Origin of the sequence: Arthrobacter sp. KNU40, from assembly GCF_051515115.1 — a bacterium.
Taxonomy (GTDB): Bacteria; Actinomycetota; Actinomycetes; order Actinomycetales; family Micrococcaceae; genus Arthrobacter.
This window is the reverse complement of sequence record NZ_CP195850.1, coordinates 477,800-493,838: the sequence shown is the minus strand read 5'-3', so window position 1 is coordinate 493,838 and position 16,039 is coordinate 477,800. Positions and strand designations below refer to the sequence as shown.

General features: G+C 63.6%; 20 protein-coding genes and 1 pseudogene. 15 read left to right on the top strand and 6 right to left on the bottom strand.

Translation table 11 applies throughout. The features are described 5' to 3' along the window. Positions 1-78 precede the first annotated feature (78 nt). The 5 genes from ACSKT0_RS02410 (at position 79) to ACSKT0_RS02390 (ending at position 5,087) form a co-directional block, all read left to right on the top strand. Positions 79-609 carry a (2Fe-2S)-binding protein gene (locus ACSKT0_RS02410; RefSeq protein WP_437772344.1) on the top strand — a complete coding sequence of 177 codons (531 nt, stop codon included), beginning with the start codon at positions 79-81 and terminating at the stop codon, positions 607-609. Further along, positions 606-2,975 carry a xanthine dehydrogenase family protein molybdopterin-binding subunit gene (locus tag ACSKT0_RS02405; protein ID WP_437772343.1) on the top strand — a complete coding sequence of 790 codons (2,370 nt, stop codon included), beginning with the start codon at positions 606-608 and terminating at the stop codon, positions 2,973-2,975. Before ACSKT0_RS02410 ends, ACSKT0_RS02405 begins: the two co-directional genes overlap by 4 nt. Next, positions 2,972-3,826, top strand: coding sequence for an FAD binding domain-containing protein (locus tag ACSKT0_RS02400; protein WP_437772342.1), 855 nt, complete (start codon positions 2,972-2,974; stop codon positions 3,824-3,826). The genes ACSKT0_RS02405 and ACSKT0_RS02400 overlap by 4 nt, the downstream gene beginning before the upstream one ends. Positions 3,827-3,848: 22 nt before the next feature. Beyond that, positions 3,849-4,634, top strand: a complete 786-nt coding sequence (locus tag ACSKT0_RS02395) for an SRPBCC family protein (protein WP_437772341.1) — start codon at positions 3,849-3,851, stop codon at positions 4,632-4,634. Between the two features lie 198 nt (positions 4,635-4,832). Then, on the top strand, positions 4,833-5,087 hold the full coding sequence (locus ACSKT0_RS02390; protein ID WP_437772340.1) for a hypothetical protein: 255 nt from the start codon (positions 4,833-4,835) through the stop codon (positions 5,085-5,087). On the opposite strand, the gene ACSKT0_RS02385 is transcribed toward ACSKT0_RS02390, so the two are convergent. Further along, positions 5,084-5,557, bottom strand: coding sequence for a MarR family winged helix-turn-helix transcriptional regulator (locus ACSKT0_RS02385; protein WP_437772339.1), 474 nt, complete (start codon positions 5,555-5,557; stop codon positions 5,084-5,086). The two genes, ACSKT0_RS02390 and ACSKT0_RS02385, sit on opposite strands and share 4 nt — an antisense overlap. Positions 5,558-5,710: 153 nt before the next feature. On the opposite strand from ACSKT0_RS02385, the gene ACSKT0_RS02380 reads away from it, so the two are divergent. Continuing rightward, a complete protein-coding gene (locus ACSKT0_RS02380; protein ID WP_437772338.1) occupies positions 5,711-6,643 on the top strand; it encodes a methyltransferase family protein in 933 nt (310 codons plus the stop codon). On the opposite strand, the gene ACSKT0_RS02375 is transcribed toward ACSKT0_RS02380, so the two are convergent. Further along, positions 6,635-7,006, bottom strand: a complete 372-nt coding sequence (locus ACSKT0_RS02375; RefSeq protein ID WP_437772337.1) for a DM13 domain-containing protein — start codon at positions 7,004-7,006, stop codon at positions 6,635-6,637. The genes ACSKT0_RS02380 and ACSKT0_RS02375 overlap by 9 nt on opposite strands. Between ACSKT0_RS02375 and ACSKT0_RS02370 the strand changes: the two genes are divergently transcribed. Continuing rightward, the gene (locus ACSKT0_RS02370) at positions 7,005-7,646 is read left to right on the top strand and encodes a dihydrofolate reductase family protein (protein WP_437772336.1); all 642 of its coding nucleotides are present in this window, start codon (positions 7,005-7,007) and stop codon (positions 7,644-7,646) included. The genes ACSKT0_RS02375 and ACSKT0_RS02370 overlap by 2 nt on opposite strands. 26 nt (positions 7,647-7,672) lie before the next feature. On the opposite strand, the gene ACSKT0_RS02365 is transcribed toward ACSKT0_RS02370, so the two are convergent. The 3 genes from ACSKT0_RS02365 to ACSKT0_RS02355 all read right to left on the bottom strand — a co-directional run bounded on the left by ACSKT0_RS02365 (position 7,673) and on the right by ACSKT0_RS02355 (position 9,323). Continuing rightward, a complete protein-coding gene (locus ACSKT0_RS02365) occupies positions 7,673-7,978 on the bottom strand; it encodes a hypothetical protein (protein ID WP_437772335.1) in 306 nt (101 codons plus the stop codon). 87 nt (positions 7,979-8,065) lie between these two features. After that, positions 8,066-8,719 carry a DUF1254 domain-containing protein gene (locus tag ACSKT0_RS02360; RefSeq protein WP_437772334.1) on the bottom strand — a complete coding sequence of 218 codons (654 nt, stop codon included), beginning with the start codon at positions 8,717-8,719 and terminating at the stop codon, positions 8,066-8,068. 1 nt (position 8,720) lies between these two features. Further along, positions 8,721-9,323 (bottom strand): DUF1214 domain-containing protein, encoded by a 603-nt coding sequence (locus ACSKT0_RS02355; protein WP_437772333.1) that lies wholly within the window; start codon positions 9,321-9,323, stop codon positions 8,721-8,723. Positions 9,324-9,858: 535 nt separating this feature from the next. On the opposite strand from ACSKT0_RS02355, the gene ACSKT0_RS02350 reads away from it, so the two are divergent. From ACSKT0_RS02350 to ACSKT0_RS02335, 4 genes are all read left to right on the top strand, one after another. Then, positions 9,859-10,134 carry a type II toxin-antitoxin system Phd/YefM family antitoxin gene (locus ACSKT0_RS02350; protein WP_345450542.1) on the top strand — a complete coding sequence of 92 codons (276 nt, stop codon included), beginning with the start codon at positions 9,859-9,861 and terminating at the stop codon, positions 10,132-10,134. Continuing rightward, entirely contained in the window at positions 10,131-10,424 is a 294-nt protein-coding gene (locus tag ACSKT0_RS02345; protein ID WP_437772332.1) for a type II toxin-antitoxin system RelE family toxin, read from the top strand. The genes ACSKT0_RS02350 and ACSKT0_RS02345 overlap by 4 nt, the downstream gene beginning before the upstream one ends. Before the next feature lie 1,015 nt (positions 10,425-11,439). Further along, on the top strand, positions 11,440-12,666 hold the full coding sequence (locus tag ACSKT0_RS02340) for an amidohydrolase (protein WP_437772331.1): 1,227 nt from the start codon (positions 11,440-11,442) through the stop codon (positions 12,664-12,666). A gap of 10 nt (positions 12,667-12,676) precedes the next feature. Further along, entirely contained in the window at positions 12,677-14,188 is a 1,512-nt protein-coding gene (locus ACSKT0_RS02335; RefSeq protein ID WP_437772330.1) for an MFS transporter, read from the top strand. A gap of 270 nt (positions 14,189-14,458) precedes the next feature. Here the strand turns inward: ACSKT0_RS02335 and ACSKT0_RS02330 are convergent. Further along, positions 14,459-14,632, bottom strand: a pseudogene (locus ACSKT0_RS02330) (IS1380 family transposase); the annotation flags it as partial. 55 nt (positions 14,633-14,687) lie between these two features. Here ACSKT0_RS02330 and ACSKT0_RS02325 point away from each other — a divergent pair. The 4 genes from ACSKT0_RS02325 to ACSKT0_RS02310 all read left to right on the top strand — a co-directional run bounded on the left by ACSKT0_RS02325 (position 14,688) and on the right by ACSKT0_RS02310 (position 15,838). Then, complete coding sequence (locus tag ACSKT0_RS02325) at positions 14,688-14,927, top strand: hypothetical protein (RefSeq protein ID WP_437772329.1); 240 nt, start codon at positions 14,688-14,690, stop codon at positions 14,925-14,927. 3 nt (positions 14,928-14,930) lie between these two features. Then, on the top strand, positions 14,931-15,335 hold the full coding sequence (locus tag ACSKT0_RS02320; protein WP_437772328.1) for a DUF981 family protein: 405 nt from the start codon (positions 14,931-14,933) through the stop codon (positions 15,333-15,335). Then, positions 15,281-15,607 carry a DUF981 family protein gene (locus ACSKT0_RS02315; protein ID WP_437772327.1) on the top strand — a complete coding sequence of 109 codons (327 nt, stop codon included), beginning with the start codon at positions 15,281-15,283 and terminating at the stop codon, positions 15,605-15,607. Before ACSKT0_RS02320 ends, ACSKT0_RS02315 begins: the two co-directional genes overlap by 55 nt. Positions 15,608-15,685: 78 nt before the next feature. After that, positions 15,686-15,838 carry a hypothetical protein gene (locus ACSKT0_RS02310; RefSeq protein ID WP_437772326.1) on the top strand — a complete coding sequence of 51 codons (153 nt, stop codon included), beginning with the start codon at positions 15,686-15,688 and terminating at the stop codon, positions 15,836-15,838. Positions 15,839-16,039 lie beyond the last annotated feature (201 nt).

Genomic DNA, 16,039 nt, shown 5'->3' with positions numbered 1-16,039 from the left:
CCTCCGAGGAGTAACCTGTGTCACATCAGGACTGGATGCCGGGCAGTGTGCTCGTCTCCAACGCGACAGGAGATCCCAATGGCGAGTTCCAAGACGATCACCGTCGAAGTCGATGATGTGAGCTACACAGACGATGTCGAGCCACGATTGCTGCTGGTCCAGTACCTGCGCGAACGGCTTGGCAAGACCGGCACATTGATCGGCTGCGACACTACCAACTGCGGCGCCTGCACCGTCCATCTGGACGGAGTCAGCGTCAAATCCTGCACCATGTTCGCGGTTCAGGCAGACGGCCACAACGTCACCACCATCGAAGGCCTGGCCCGGGACGGCAAGCTCGCCCCGCTGCAGCAAGCCTTCCACCAATGCCATGCGTTGCAATGCGGCTTCTGCACGCCCGGCATGATCATGCAGTCGGCATCCCTTCTCGCCGAGAACCCGCATCCCACCGAGCAGGAAATCCGGGACGGCCTTGAGGGGAACCTTTGCCGGTGCACCGGGTACCAGAACATCGTTGCCGCGGTACAGGCCGCCGCTGACGGAACGGTTTCCGCGGACAGCACCGTGTCCGCAGACAGCGACGAGACGGAAACGGCAGGTGTGGCATGACCATCGCCGAAATCGGCAGGCCCCGACTCCGCAAGGAAGACGCCCACCTCATCACCGGACGCTCCAGGTACACGGACAACATGACGCTGCCCGGCATGCTGCATCTGGCCATGGTCCGGAGCCCGTTCGCCCATGCGACGATCACGTCGATCGACGTTTCCGCAGCGAAGTCTTCGCCCGGCGTCGTCGCCGTACTTACCGGAGACGACGTGGCCGCGGAACAGGGCAGCCTGCCGAACGTCTGGCCTGTGACCGCCGAGCAGAAGGCGCCCGCGTTCCCATCGATCGCCGTCGACGAGGTGGCCTTTGCCGGCGAGGTAGTGGCCTGCATCGTTGCCCGCAGCGCCGCAGCGGCGCGGGACGCCGTCGAACTCGTGGACGTCAGCTACGACGAACTTCCGGTGGTCCTGGATCTGGAGGAGGCGTTTACGGACAAGGTGCTCGCCCACTCCAGCTTGGAGTCCAATCTGTCGGCGACGTGGGTGTTTGACTCGGGCGAGGCAGGCACAGGCAAGCCGATCGCCGAGGCATTGGCGAACGCCGAGGTGCTCATCGAACGCACCTTTTATCAACAGCGCCTCATCCCGGCTTTCATGGAACCGCGCTCGATCGTGGTTGACCCTACAAGTGAGCAAATCACCATGTGGTCGTCCACTCAGATTCCCCATATCCTGCGGCTGATTCTGACATTGACGCTGGGAATCCCGGAAAGCAAGCTGCGTGTGATCGCCCCCGACGTGGGCGGTGGTTTTGGCGGAAAACTGACGGTGATCCCGGAGGAATTCATCACCCTCATGGCAGCCCGACGTGTCGGCAAGCCCTGCAAATACACTGAAACCCGCAGCGAATCGCTTCAGTCCGGGCATCACGGCCGGGCCCAAGTGCAGAAGGTGAAGCTCGCGGCGACGAAGGACGGAATCGTCACCGGGCTGGACATCCAGCTGCTGGCGGACATGGGCGCCTACCTGGGCATTATCGGCTCGGGAGTCCCGATCCTGGGCGCGTTCATGTACAACGCCATCTACAAGTTCCCGGCGTACCGACTGGAATGCAACAACCTCTTCACCAACAAGGCGTGGACGGGCGCTTACCGGGGCGCAGGCCGGCCGGAAGCAACCTTCGCTATCGAGCGCTTGATGGATGAACTCGCCGTCGAACTGGGCATGGACCCCCTGGAAGTGCGGAAGAAGAACTGGATCAACCACGAGGAATTTCCCTTCACCACTGTCACTGGGCTCGAATACGACAGCGGCAACTACGAGGCGGCCACGGCGAAGGCGCTGGAGCTCTTTGGCTACGACGAGCTCCGGGCTGAGCAGGCCAGGCGCCGCGAGGCCAACGATCCCGTCCAACTCGGCATCGGCATCTCCACGTTCACGGAAATGTGCGGCCTGGCTCCGTCCCGAGTGCTTGGCGCGCTCAGTTACGCGGCCGGCGGCTGGGAGCATGCCCAGGTGCGCGTGCTGCCCACCGGCAACGTCGAGGTGGTCACGGGCACATCCCCCCACGGTCAGGGTCACGAAACCGCCTGGAGCCAGCTCGTGGCTGACAGGCTCGGCGTGACGTTCGAAAATGTCGAAGTGCTCCATGGTGATACCCAGGTCTCCCAGCGCGGCCTGGACACCTACGGCTCCCGCTCGCTGACCGTCGGTGGCATGGCGGTGCTGGCCGCTGCAGACAAGGTGATCGAGAAGGCCAAGGTTCTGGCGGCGCACATGATGGAGGCCAGCGAAGAGGACATCGAGTTCACGGACGGCAAGTTCAGCGTGAAGGGCACTGATCAATCCACGGCATTCGGTGAAGTCGCCTTCGCCGCCTTCTCGGCGCACAACCTGCCAGAAGGGTTTGAGCCCAATCTGGACTCGGACGCCACCTTCGACCCGCAGAGCTTCTCCTTCCCGCACGGCACCCACCTGGCCGCCATGGAAGTGGACACCGAAACCGGGCACGTCACCATCCGCAAGTACGTTTGCGTGGACGACGTCGGGGTGGTGGTCAATCCGCTGATTGTGGAAGGCCAGGTCCACGGCGGCCTGGCGCAGGGAATCGCGCAGGCCCTCTATGAGGAGGCCGTGCACGACGACGCGGGGACCCTGGTCACGGGCTCGTTCGTGGACTACCTCGTGCCCAGTGCGCCGGATCTGCCGCACTTCACGACGGCGCGTACCGAGACGCCGTCCACCACCAATCAGTTGGGGGCAAAGGGAGTCGGCGAGGCGGGAACCATCGCCTCGACGCCCGCCATTGTCAACGGAGTGCTGGACGCGGTGCGGCACCTTGGAGTGAAGGACATCAAGATGCCCTGTACGCCGTCGCGCGTATGGGCCGCCCTTGAAGAAGCCAAGACCACCGGAGGTGTGCAATGATTCCGAGCGCATTCGATTACGCCGCTCCGGCTACGCTGGCGGAGGCGCTGAGCGTGTTGGCCGACGCCGGAGACGACGTGAAGCTGCTGGCCGGGGGCCAAAGCCTGATCCCCGTGATGAAGCTGCGCCTGGCCGACCCAGCCATGGTGGTCGACTTGGGCCGGATCGGGGAGCTGTCCGGGGTCCGCGACGACGGCGACGCACTGCTGATCGGAGCCATGACGACCCACCACCAGATCGCCACCGACCCTCTGATTGCCGAGCACGTGCCGTTGCTGGCCAAGGCCGCGGCGACGGTCGCGGATCCGCAGGTCCGCCACCGCGGCACGTTCGGTGGCGCTCTGGTGCACGCCGACCCGGCGGGTGACATGCCCGCGCCGGTGCTGGCCGCGGACGCGACGTTCATCCTGAACGGTCCTAACGGGGAACGCCGGGTGGCAGCGGCGGACTTCTTCCAGGGGTACTTCACCACCGCCGTTGACGACGGCGAGATCCTCACCCATATCCGGGTGCCGAAGTACACCGGATGGGGTGCGCACTATGAGAAATTCACCCGCGTGGCCCAGCAATGGTCCATCGTCTCAGTGGCCGCCATGGTCCGGGTGGAAAGCGGCACCATCGCCGAGGCCAGGATCGGCCTGACCAACATGGCCAGCACGCCCTTGCGGGCGACCGCCGTCGAACAGGCACTCGCGGGTGCCCCGCTGACCCGGGAAGCGATCGCCACCGCGAGCGCACACGCAGCCGAAGGGACCGATCCCGCCAGCGACCTCAATGGGGACGCGGCCTACCGCCGCCACCTGGCCGGGGTCCTGACCAAGCGGGCCGTCCTCGCGGCCGCCGGACTCTAGCGGAAAACGGACGGAGGCAGACGTGGAACTCAAACATCACTTCGTGGTTCCCAGTTCGCTGGAGGACACCTGGCATTCGTTCAACCAGCTGGAAGACATCGCGCCCTGTTTCCCGGGGGCGACCCTTACGTCCGTGAGCGGCGAGCAGTTCACCGGAACGGTCAAGGTCAAGCTCGGCCCGATCGCCATGATCTACACCGGCACCGGTGAATTCCTCGAGCGCAACCAGGAGACGCATACGGTGGTCATTTCGGCCACCGGGAAGGACAAACGCGGTAACGGCACGGCTGGCGCCACCGTGACGGCAGTGCTGACGCCCGAGGTCGACGGCACCTCCGTGGACGTGACCACCGACATGAACGTCACCGGGAAACCGGCCCAATTCGGCCGGGGCGTCATCCAGGACATCTCGGACAAGCTGCTGGACCAGTTTGTCCAGTGCGTGATCGGGAAGGCGGGCGGCGGGGCTCCGAGCGATACCGAGACCGACGCCGGAGGGTCGGCTGCGTCGGCAGAGTCCGGGACGGCTGGGGCAACGGAGCCCGGGGAGCCTGATGCCGCGACTGCGGCCGGGCCCGCCGGCGTCGGCCCCCCCGCCGCGGGTCCTGCAGCACCGATGGCCGGGCCCCCGGCGTCGCCCGTGCCTGCGGCCGCAGTCGGAACCGCGACGCCGTCCGCGCCGTCGTCGGAATTGGATCTGGGCTCGGCCGTGTGGCCGGTGCTGGTTCGTCGTTTCGGCCCCGTGCTTTGCGCCGCCGCTGCCGTGATCTTGGTGGCTTGGCTTGTCCGGCGACGTGGACGGGACTGAACGCGCTATTTGGGCTGTATTGATGCTGGTTCTCGGGCAGCGCGGCGCGCTTGCCGCGCCCCTCGGCGTGTCGATATCATCAGGGTGGGTTATGCAGCGGCCCTCGGATCTCTTTCCATGGAGCGACCCCATGACCCGCCGGACACCCCTCTCTTCCAACGCTTCTTGCGTGTCTGCCCACATGCCTGGAGCCGCGCTGTGAACGCGCTACTCACCGCATGCCTGGCGGGCGAACTGGACCCAATCCAGGGGCTTGCGAAGTTGTCTGTTGCGGAGCTCAACTTTTTGGCCGACGCCCTCTTCAGGCTGCTCGACGTCGGGAAGCCTGAGTTCGGGGTCAAGTCCTGGTACGACGCGGTACTGGATGAGTTGGCTGCGCGCGGCGAGCGGTCCGCGCGCGGTGGGGGTCCTACGCCCGATGAGCGGACCGCCGTCGACGTTTCCTTGGGCTAGTCTTCCAGCGCCGCGGAGGCTAAAGCGGCGCTGGCACTCTCTGCCCCTGGTGCTTGCCGGTCTGCCAGTTCGCGCACGACTATTTTCAATTCCTGCCTGAACATCGACGTATCGATCGACACTTGGGCGAGAACCTGCCGTTCCGACTCCGCCGCCCGCTCAAGCGCTTCCCTGCCTGCGTCGGTCAGTGAAACGACGTGCGCCCGGCGGTCCTCGGAATTTCGACTGCGGCTTACGTGGCCGTGGGCCTCGAGCCTGCTGAGGGTTTGCCCCATGGTCTGGGCCTGCACGCGCACGATCTGCGCCAGCGTGGTCTGGGTGATGGGGCCAGTGGCTGCAAGGACCTCCAGCGCGATGACACCGGCGTGGGTGAGGCCGATCGCCCTGAGATTCTCGTCCCAAGCGTGTTCCACCAGCCGGGCCGCTGTAGACAGCAACCTTCCGGTGGGCCAACGCTCGATGTCCGGCATATGTCTCATTGTAGCCGTGAGGGCATTTTGCCGGGGGTTCGGGGGGTAACTCGTCCTGCGGCGGTCGGCCGTGAAGAGGGATGCAGTCTTCGAATTGGGTAGGCTGAGCCAAAATTGTCTTCGATTGGGGCTGCTGATGTTTGGGTTGAGCCGGTGTCGCCCTTGATTCGGCGGGGCGAAGCCGTTTCGTGGGGCAAAGCATATTTCGCCGTGCAGGCGATTGCCGGTTTCTTGTGGTGGGCCGCGGTTTTCCTGTCGCCGGTGGTGCGCGAGTCGACTCTGGGTAACCTCGACCCGGTTGCGGTTGCTGCCCTCGACATTCCTTTGTTCGTCGCGGCGTCAGCCGTGGCGGCGTTTGGTGTTAAGGCCGCTGCGGTGGTGAGTACAGGCTGGACGGGTGTTGTCGCCGTCGCACTGACGGTGTATGCCACCGTCACAACCGAAGCGGGCTGGGGCGTGCTCGGCATGGGCGCTGCGACTGCGGGTTCGCTGATCGCGCTCTGCTTTGTCTTGCTCGGGCGTGTACCTACCGGGTGGATCATCCGCGGTCCGTTCGCATTCCGTCCCGCAATCCCCCGCCCCACCGCCGCAAGCCACGTGGCCTCGACATTCGGGCAAATTGTCCTCTTCTGGGGCTTCTTCCTGGCGGCGATTCCGTTCGCCGTCGCTTTTCTCGAAGGGCGCTGGGCGGTGGCACTCCCGTTTCCGTCGTTTGCAATTCCTGTCGGCATCGCGGTTCTGGTACTCGCCAGCGTCCTTGGCATCTCGGCGGCTGTAGCGATGTCGACGTTGGGAAACGGCACGCCGCTACCATCGGCAATGCCGAACCGCCTGGTCATCGCAGGTCCGTATCGCTGGATCCGGAATCCTATGGCGGCCGCGGGCATCCTCCAAGGCGCGGCAGTCGGTGTCCTCCTGCAGTCATGGCTCGTGGTGGCCTACGCCGTCGTTGGTTCGCTGGTGTGGAATTACGTTGTCAGACCGCTCGAGGAATCTGACCTGGAGGAACGGTTCGGCGAAGAATTCCGGCAATACCGCGACGCCGTGCGCTGCTGGGTACCGCGGGTGTCGAAGGCTTCATCTTAGATTGGCCGCGCCGTAGGCCAGCCGCGCCGGGTAGTCGTAGATCACAACGCTGCCGATAACCGGCGTGTTGGCCCATTGTTGGCTGCCTATTTCGTACTGCTGGTCTCCCTGGCTACTTTTTAGCGCACCCAGCTCATACATAACGGTCGACGTCAGGCCGGGTTCGCCATTCGCGCCGAGGCTCAGAGTCCCCGGGCTGAGGAACACCCGGAGGTCTTTGCTGTTTTCCGTTGCAAAGTCTTTCAGTTCCAGAATTGCTCCGGAACTCCCTGATTTCTCCCGTGAATACTTCCGCGTCGATGATCTAAGCACCAGTATGGTGGGTGCATAACGCAACCACTGATCTGAAGGGACCTTCACCATGGCTGTTCGAGTTGACCTGAATATCTCGCTGGATGGTTTCGCCACGACCACCGACGCAACTCCGGAGAATCCGTTCGGGTCGGATTGGGGCCGCCTGGTTGACGCATATACGTCCACCCGCACGTTCCGTGAGCGGGTTCTGCATGACACCAGTGGAGAAGGTACGTCCGGCGTCGACGACAAATACGCCGCGGCCTACTTCGAGGGGATCGGAGCTGAGATTATGGGTGCCGGAATGTTCGGGTTCCATAACTTCCCCGATGACCCCGAGTGGAAGGGCTGGTGGGGCGACGAGCCTCCGTTCCGCGTCCCGGTGTTCGTCCTCACTCACACGCCTCGCGCTGCCATCACGATGGCCGGCGGTACAACTTTCCACTTCGTAGATACCAGCCCCGAAGAAGTGCTTGAACGAGCGCTGAGTGCGGCGGGTGAAAAGGACGTACGTATCGGAGGGGGCCCTACCGTTGTGCGCGACTATCTCAGTGCTGGACTTGTCGACCGGCTGCATGTCGCGATCACACCGATCCTGCTCGGTAGTGGAATACGGCTTTGGGACGACCTCCGGGGGCTGGAAAGCGACTACACGGTCACGTCAGAGACCGCCGAAAGCGGCATCATCCACGTCACCTTCCACCGCTAAGCCCACACGGGATCGGCTGATTGCGTCTACTCGCGTTTGAGCGTGAGTGCCAGGCTGGGAACCGCGAAGGACAGGAGAAAGATCGGCAGGGGGCTCTTCCCGCTGCACCGGAACCTGGCGATCTCGCCCTCGGCGACGTCGAAAGACCTGGTCCGGCTCGAATTTCGGCCATTTCGGACGTGAAGGGTGTGACGTCCCGGTTCGAGCGTGATGTCGATCGTCTTGTTCAGTTCGACAGTCCCGGCACTTTTCCCGTCGACGATGGCCTCATACGTGCCGCGACGGACTTCCACCCCGATGGCCCTGTGCGTCAGTTTGAGCGTTGCAGTCATTCTGATCCCCTCCTGCGTCCTGGCCCTCGGCCAGCCAGCGGCGGCGAGCCGTTCGCCGTCGTACATCCGGGCCGGTCACGTCGACCGCTACTGCTTCAGCGGCGCGATCTGTATTTGCTTCGCGAGCGAGTAAGCGGTCGGAAGATCGCTGTCGCTTTCGACGAAGACACGGCCGATAGCGAGTGCGGAATCGGTTGGCGAAGAAATCTGCGTCATGCCGTTCGGAACGGTTCCCTTCCAACCGGGCCCGCTGAGGAGAAAGTCGCCGGCTTTGGTTCCTGTCGTGCGTTTGCCGACGTAGGCAAAATTGGTGCTTTTCGACGAGTCGGTGAACTGCACGCTGAAGTAACGGCCGGACATGTCCGGTATGTGGAGGACTTGCGGCCCTTCGCTCAAGTCGAGCCAGCCACCGACGTAGAGCAAGTCGTCGGCTCCGGTTGCCATGAGGCTCCCGCGCGACGTCGACGGCGAAGAGGTGCCGGGCACGGCGTAAAGCGTGTTGACGGGGATCGGGCCCTCACCGAACCCGTGCTTGAGAATCGCCCTCTTGAATCCGTTGACCGTGAGTCGCGGCCAGAGGTAGATGAACGCGGGCGCGCCGAGCCCCCATACGATAACCGCAGCCATGACGAGTGGAATGATCCCGTCCCCGTTGGCGATCCGCCTGTAGATGACCCACGCGAAGACCGCCAGAATGACGGCGGTAAGCGGGCGTCCGTACTTCAAGATGAGGCGGTTCATTTCAATGCGCCCTGACAATGCTCGGCAATTGGTACGTGCCGTCGAGAATCGCCGCGCCGGGCAGATACACCCGGAACATCAGCTTGAACTTCCCGGAAGGAGTGGGCAACCAGTTCTGCTCGTAGCCGCTCGGAGCCTCATGCTGGAGATAGATGTCGACAGAACCGTCGGCGTTCTGCACGAGAGGGGAACGGTCGCCAACGCTGTAGCGATGAGTGGGATTATCCACCATGTACCCGACGGTATCGGTCGGGGTGAGCGACCAGAACGCATCATGCGGCGGGAGTTTCCCGGGAGGAAAATGCAGGACATATCCATTCCCGCCGCTCAGCGTTTGCCCTGAGCCATCCACCGTGGTCGTCCAGTACGCGGCCTCTTCAAACACATTGACGACGGGCAGGGCCTTGGCGCAGGCGGCCCGCACGAGGACTCCGTTGCCAGGCTGGCCGCATTTCCGGATGGCACTCCAACCGTTGACAGTCGTTGTGACCGCCCTGCCCACGGCATTCATCACGAGGATCGCCGTCAAGAACGCCAGCACGGCACCGAGAATCAATCCTTGCACCACACCGGACTGTGAGAACCACGCGAGGGCATTTGCCATAACCGCAAACTACCACTGCACTGTGTGGTTGGGTGGTGTTCGCACCAAACCGTCGAGCGGAGACTCTGCGAGGCGTCCTCAGCCGCCCAACATCGGCGATGGCGCGGAGTACCGGCAACCTCTCGAGTGCATCGTGGCCGTCAGACTTCGACGGCTAGCGGAATACCCAACCCTGTGCTGACGGCTTCGTCGATGGTCCTGAAACTCTGAAGGCCTAATTCCCCGACCGGCTGCACCGGCCCTGGAAGGTCATTGCCGAGTTCGTCAACGTACTTCCGGAAGAAAGGTTCACGATCACGCCGTCACAGACAACCACGCGCAGCCGTCTGGATCGTCCGGGAAGCTGCCCGTCAGGGTTGCAGAGGCGCAAAAATCCGCGCAATCCCGGGGTGAGCGAGCCCGCCCCGGCGGATCCAGGGGATTGGGGCGAATTGATTCATCTGATGAGATACGCAGAGTATTACTTTACACAAGGCAGCTTATCGGCTAAAAGTCAGGCTAGTTGATGGCCTGATATCAGGCTATAATTCCCAGCATGAGAACGGTACCGCTCAGCGAAGCCAAGGACAAGCTGTCCGCCCTCGTGGAGGAAGCAGACACGACGCACGAGATCATCCAGATCACCCGGCACGGGCACCCGTCAGCGGTGCTGATGTCCGCCGATGACCTGGAATCCCTGCAGGAGACCATCCACTGGCTCTCGCAGCCGGGCATCCGCGAAGACCTGGACCAGGCCCGGCGCGACATCGTCGAGGGCAACACGACCAGCGGCGCAGACCTCCGTCGTGAATTCGGGCTGCCACCGCGGTGACCGACGCAAAATCCACCGCTTCCGCCCCATGGAACGTCGAGGTCACCAGCCCGGCACTGAAGGGTTTCCGGCGGCTGCCGGAGAAAGCAGCAACCGCGATCATCGAATTCGTCACCGGCGCACTTGCCGAGAATCCCCACCGGCTCAGCAAGCCCCTCACGAACGAACTGCTCGGACTCCGCACGGCACGGCGCGGCGACTACAGGGTGCTGTTCACCCTCGACATCGAAGAGCGCATCCTCTACGTCCACCGGATCGAACACCGCTCCGACGTCTACAAACCGCGTTAGCCGAACTCCTCGAGGAAAGACTTGCCATTGTGCGGCCTCTCCACCAACTCAGTCCGAAGAAACGTCCATTATCCTTCGCGAGCCGAAGAGGGTTAGCTACAGAATATGAGAGCGGCGCCCGCGGACAAGAAACTGTGCCCCCACCACCAAACTAACCCACAGGCTCACCGGCACCATAGACGTATCGGGGACGGCCGAAACACACTCACCAAGTCTGCCCGCATACCGCTCCACAGCACTAGAAGGCTGACCGATCCAGGTTCCCGGCACGCATATTTTCCACCCCCACGACGGAACGAAACTCCTCGGGAACTAACCCGAAACCGGCAGCACCCGCGCGCCCCCTCCAGCCGAGGGGACGCTCCTCGTTCCCCGTTCACTCGGGGCCTCCCCGCAGGGGAACACCCCCCAGGCCCACCACCCCAGCTTTCCACAGATGGGTGTCAGTCAAATTCGGGTTATCCACGGCTGGATAGGGTGCCGTTGGGGTGGAACCCTGACGGCCGTAGCGGTGGATAACTTACGGAGATTGTCCTCGTTGTGGCAGTGGAATCGCCGCCTCCTGAAGCGCAGCCGCCGATTGGAGGAACATAAACCTGACGGTTGCAGTGCGTCCCATGCGAGGCCGGCCCGAGGCCGACCGTTGATCTCCTCCGCGGCAGGACCGACTTCGACCTGTTGGACTGCGCTGAAGCCAACTCTCTTACAAAAGTATTGGCGGAGTTGGTGGACGACATGACGTGCGGTCGTTCTGCGGTAGTGCGCTGGAAGTGATCCGAGCCGAGATCTTCGAATAGTGTGCCGTTGGTGAGCATGTGCCGGATGGCGTAGGCCAAAGGTCTTCGGACCGGCGACGGCGCCCCGCATGCCGCCACGGTCCGGTGCGCGGCGCACTCGGAGGAAACTGTCCGGGACTGGACGGCACTCCCCCGCTGGGGTTTCCGGGTCTATGCTGGGTTTCCCGGTTGCGCCGGCTCGCCCAGGCGCTCCGAACTGCTACTGAGAGCGAAGGTCCATGAGCGGTTCCGAAGCAGTCCTGGCAGGCCTTGAAGCGGAGCTCGGCTGGATCCGGGATACGTACATCGATCTGCATAGGCACCCCGAGCTGAGCCTCGAGGAGCAGGAGACTTCGAAGCTCGTCGAGGGGAAACTCACCGCGTTCGGCTATGCCGTAACACGCCTCGGGGGCACCGGCGTCGTCGGGATCCTCGCAAACGGGGACGGCCCAACGGTGCTTGCCCGCGCGGACACGGACGCCCTGCCAGTCACCGAGGATACGGGGCTGCCTTATGCGTCGGCCGTGGACGGGGTCATGCACGCGTGCGGGCACGACCTCCACGTCGCTGCCCTGGTCGGCGCGGCCAAGCTCATGTCCGACGGGCGCACAGCCTGGTCCGGGACGTACATCGCGCTGTTCCAACCGGCCGAAGAGATCGGGGCCGGATCACAAGCAATGGTCGACGACGGACTCGTGGCCAAAGTGCCGCGGCCCGACGTCGCCTTCGCCCAGCACGTGATGCCGATCCCGGCGGGGATCGTGGCCACTACAGCCGGCCCCGTGCTGTCGGCCGCGGATTCGCTCAAGATCACCGTGTACGGGAAGGGCGCGCACGGCTCGATGCCGCACATGTCAGTTGACCCCGTGGTACTGGCCTCCTCGATCGTGCTCAGGCTGCAGTCCATCGTCTCGCGCGAGACGAAGCCTGGTGACTTCGCCGTTGTCACGGTGGGGGCGCTCAACGCCGGAGCGACGTCGAACATCATCCCGGACCGCGCCACCCTCCTGCTCAACATCCGCACTTACGACACCCAGGTCCGTGCGTCCGTCCTCACTGCCATTGAGCGGATAGTCAGGGGCGAGTGCTCCGCCGCCGGATCACCGCAAGACCCCGATTTCGAGTACTACGACCAGTTCCCGCTCACCAGCAACGACGCGGCCGTGACAGAAAAGGTCCGGGCCGCATTCTCCGCCCATTTCGGGGCGGACTCCGTGCGCCAGGCCCACCCGCAGACAGCGTCGGAGGACTTCAGCCGCATTCCGGACGCCTTCGGCGTGCCATACACGTTCTGGCTCCTCGGCGGCGCGGACCCCGAAACCTACCGGGCCGCCGTCGAACGCGGGACAGTAGCCCGGGACATACCGGCCAACCACTCCCCGCTGTTCGCGCCGGTGATCGACCCGGCCCTGTCCATCGGCGTCCAAACCCATGTGGTCGCCGCACTGTCGTACCTCTCCAATTAGGAGCAAGACCATGAGCACCGCCCAGTCCGCGGCCACGACCGGGACTCAGTGGAAACCGAACGACGCATGGTTGATCGGCATCGTCTTGGCTGTCATCAACTTCTGGCTGTTCGCACAGACCCTGCTTAACGTCATCCCAGGTATCCAGGGATCACTGGGGATCGAACGGACCCTGGGGAATCTGGCGGTGTCTATCACTTCGCTGTTCTCCGGCATTTTCATCGTGGTTGCCGGCGGGCTGGCGGACCGGCTGGGGCGGGTCAGGTTCATGAACGTCGGCATCTACCTGAGTATTCTCGGGTCCCTCCTGATTGCGCTGACTCCCGAGAACGCCGGTGGGCTCACTGCGGCGGCGTTGCTCGGTGGCCGCGTCGTTCAGGGATTGTCTGCGGCGTGCATTATGCCTTCCACCATGGCCCTGGTGAAGAACTATTACGAGGGAAAGGAGCGCCAGCGTGCGCTGTCCTTCTGGTCGATCGGCTCGTGGGGAGGCTCGGGCTTCTGCGCCCTCTTCGGCGGCCTGATGGCGACATCGTTCCTGGGCTGGCGGTCGATCTTCTGGATCTCGATCGCGCTCTCGGTCATCGCACTATTCCTGCTGCGTCGCACCCCGGAATCCGGGTCTGCCGGGAAAGCCGGCGGAAGGTTCGACTGGGGCGGCATGGTGAGCCTCATCATCGCGCTCGTGGCGTTGAACGTGTATATCTCGCAGGGCCCGCGGATCGGCTGGCTCAGCTGGACCGGAATCGGGCTCATCGTTGCCGCGGTCGTGGCTGCACTCGTCTTCTTCGGAATCGAGACAACTAGGAACAACCCAGTCCTGAACCTGAAGCTTTTCGGCAACTCGACGTTCGCCGGAGCAACCCTCTCGAATTTCCTGCTCAATGGTGCGGCCGGGACGCTGATCGTCTCCCTCGGCCTGGTCCAGGTGGCCGCAGGCTTGTCCTCATTGCAGTCAGGTCTGCTGACCCTCGGCTACCTCGTGGCGATCCTGGCAACCATCCGCGTCGGGGAGAAACTGCTTCAGCGCTTCGGCCCCAAGCGGCCCATGATCTGGGGAAGCGCGATCGCCGGCGTCGGAATCCTGTTGACGTCAATGACGTTCACCCTCATCGGGCAATACATCGTGTTGGCAGTCATCGGCTTCACCTTGTTCGGTATCGGTCTTGGCTTCTACGCGACACCCTCCACGGATGCGGCACTCTCGAACGTACCCGACGACGAGGCCGGTGCCGCCGCCGGCATCTACAAGATGGCCTCCTCGCTGGGCAACGCGATCGGCGTCGCCGTCTCCGCGGCCCTGTACGTCGCGGCCCAGTCCATGGACCCGGCCACCATCAGGTCCTGGGGCCTGTTCATCGGCAACCAGGAGAACGTCGGCCTCAGGTTCGGCGGTGCCGTGGGTATCCTGTTCAACCTCCTCATGGTAGTGATCGCCATCATCGCCATCATGGTCACCGTTCCGAACGAGCGGACAGCCAAACGGCCCGAGGTCCCCGCGACGCCATCGATCGGAAGCTGACTATGAGCTGAGTCAGCACGGATGTATCGGAAGATCCCCGGGGAGACCGTGTGGACGGGTCCGGTGTGAGGTTGACCGTAATGGTTTTGTCCCTACTGCGTCGAACACGAGCATCACTTCCCGGTCGAGCTGGCCACGTGTTCGCACGTTCCCATTCAACCGCTCGTGGCTGCCCGTTCAGGAGATGACCATCAGGGTTGGACGCGTGCGCGGGCTGCCAGGCCATCGGCCCCAAGGAAACCAACGTCCGGCTCTCCTCATGTTGTTAGGGAAGAGCCTGCACATCCCGGGGTCGCGCAACAGGGCCATGTCATCGATGCTGTCCGCCCCGGCAACCATCCCGGCCACGAGCGAGGCGACCTTCAGCGCGGCATTCGCGCCCTTGTCCTTCGGCAGCGACAGCCATTCATCGGCCGGTTCCTGCAACCCGGCGTCGAGGGCCAACGTCGTGCCCCAATTGCCCCTTTCAGTCCATGCCTACGCGTGGTAAGACATCTATATGTCCCAACATGATGCGTTCACCGGGCTCCCGATTGAACTCAACGACGGGCAAACTCGCCGGTGGGGAGCGATATTGGTCAAGGCTGTCTTTACGATCCTGGTGGTCGGCGTTGTCCTGTCGGCGATCCTCTGGGCAGCCATCAGTAGCGACATGGGTGCACTGATCCTGTCCGCCACATTCGCGGCGTGCGCGGGCCTGCTGGTCATTCGGCAGGCACTTCGGGCAGAACGGGGGTAGTGCATGCTTGAGCAGGGCATCACCTACAACACGACCATGGCGATGGTCGCTGGTGCCATCATGCTGTTGGCACTCGTCTTCCTGCGAGTGGTCCAGCAACCTGGTCGCAAAACGATCGACGGATGGGCCTGGATGTTTGCTGCCCTCGGGTTGTTTTTGGCCGTCACCGGCACTCACATGACCCTCACGTGGCCACTGAAACAGATTCCCGTTCCCGGCGTCCCCTGCTGTGCGGTGGACAACCTCACCTTCGGTGAACCCGCCATGTTCTTTGGCTTTCTGGTGTTCTTCGGGGCCATAGCGTTGCTGCGTGCCGAGAGAACCGCCGTCGACGCGGGGGGCAGCTCGAGCTCGTGGCCACCGTCCGGCCGTTCCTGTACGCGGGTGCCTTTGGCGGCATCGGGCTGATCATGATCGCCGTCGCCGGACTCGAGTTCGGGATGTGGCATCCCCCGAAGGAGGAACCGATTGCTGGGATGCTGGCGGGCTCCATCCTGGAAGCTCTCTACATGGCGTTCGCCTACGCCATCACTGGCGTCGCCGCGATCACGGCCCCGTTCGCTCCTGAGAATCGCGTGGTGGCCTGGGTCTTCGCTGTGTCGCTGTTCATCGCAGGAATGATGTGGCTGTTCCTCAGCATCACCGTCTTCTACGGACACGTCGGTTTCTTCCCGCACTAAGCCTTGATCCACCCATCTGCCTGGGGGATGACCTGTAACCGGTTTGAGCGGATTTGCCTGACCCAGCAGGAGCAGACGATGGTGACCACCTCCACGCTGGTCGCCCTAGGCACCGAGCTCCAGCTGAAGCTGCACATCAACACCGGCTTCACCGTGGGCCTGACGAAGATCGTCGGTGCGCTGATCCGTCGCATCCCTATATCGGGTTCCGGCGGGTGCTCAACACCCTGACGCTTGTCAAGGAGGTCATCGCAGAGCGAGGCCTCATCCCGGAAGCCGGCGCCGTCTAAGGACTTAACTCCGGCGTCAAGCCGGGGAACCCTGCCGACGCCGCCTCCATGGCGCCTACGTTAATGCCCTTTCCTCATCGACTTGGTACCACATAATGCATCGGGGAGTGCTCGAAGCAACCTGCATGGGGGCGTAGGCTGG

Coding starts and splice junctions, on each gene's coding strand:
- ACSKT0_RS02360 (WP_437772334.1), bottom strand. CDS start 8,719: ATGAACCGCCTCATCTTGAAGTACGGACGCCCGCTTACCGCCGTCATT.
- ACSKT0_RS02410 (WP_437772344.1), top strand. CDS start 79: ATGGCGAGTTCCAAGACGATCACCGTCGAAGTCGATGATGTGAGCTAC.
- ACSKT0_RS02355 (WP_437772333.1), bottom strand. CDS start 9,323: ATGGCAAATGCCCTCGCGTGGTTCTCACAGTCCGGTGTGGTGCAAGGA.
- ACSKT0_RS02405 (WP_437772343.1), top strand. CDS start 606: ATGACCATCGCCGAAATCGGCAGGCCCCGACTCCGCAAGGAAGACGCC.
- ACSKT0_RS02365 (WP_437772335.1), bottom strand. CDS start 7,978: ATGACTGCAACGCTCAAACTGACGCACAGGGCCATCGGGGTGGAAGTC.
- ACSKT0_RS02310 (WP_437772326.1), top strand. CDS start 15,686: ATGGTGACCACCTCCACGCTGGTCGCCCTAGGCACCGAGCTCCAGCTG.
- ACSKT0_RS02325 (WP_437772329.1), top strand. CDS start 14,688: ATGTCCCAACATGATGCGTTCACCGGGCTCCCGATTGAACTCAACGAC.
- ACSKT0_RS02375 (WP_437772337.1), bottom strand. CDS start 7,006: ATGGTGAAGGTCCCTTCAGATCAGTGGTTGCGTTATGCACCCACCATA.
- ACSKT0_RS02320 (WP_437772328.1), top strand. CDS start 14,931: ATGCTTGAGCAGGGCATCACCTACAACACGACCATGGCGATGGTCGCT.
- ACSKT0_RS02340 (WP_437772331.1), top strand. CDS start 11,440: ATGAGCGGTTCCGAAGCAGTCCTGGCAGGCCTTGAAGCGGAGCTCGGC.
- ACSKT0_RS02370 (WP_437772336.1), top strand. CDS start 7,005: ATGGCTGTTCGAGTTGACCTGAATATCTCGCTGGATGGTTTCGCCACG.
- ACSKT0_RS02350 (WP_345450542.1), top strand. CDS start 9,859: ATGAGAACGGTACCGCTCAGCGAAGCCAAGGACAAGCTGTCCGCCCTC.
- ACSKT0_RS02335 (WP_437772330.1), top strand. CDS start 12,677: ATGAGCACCGCCCAGTCCGCGGCCACGACCGGGACTCAGTGGAAACCG.
- ACSKT0_RS02385 (WP_437772339.1), bottom strand. CDS start 5,557: ATGCCGGACATCGAGCGTTGGCCCACCGGAAGGTTGCTGTCTACAGCG.
- ACSKT0_RS02400 (WP_437772342.1), top strand. CDS start 2,972: ATGATTCCGAGCGCATTCGATTACGCCGCTCCGGCTACGCTGGCGGAG.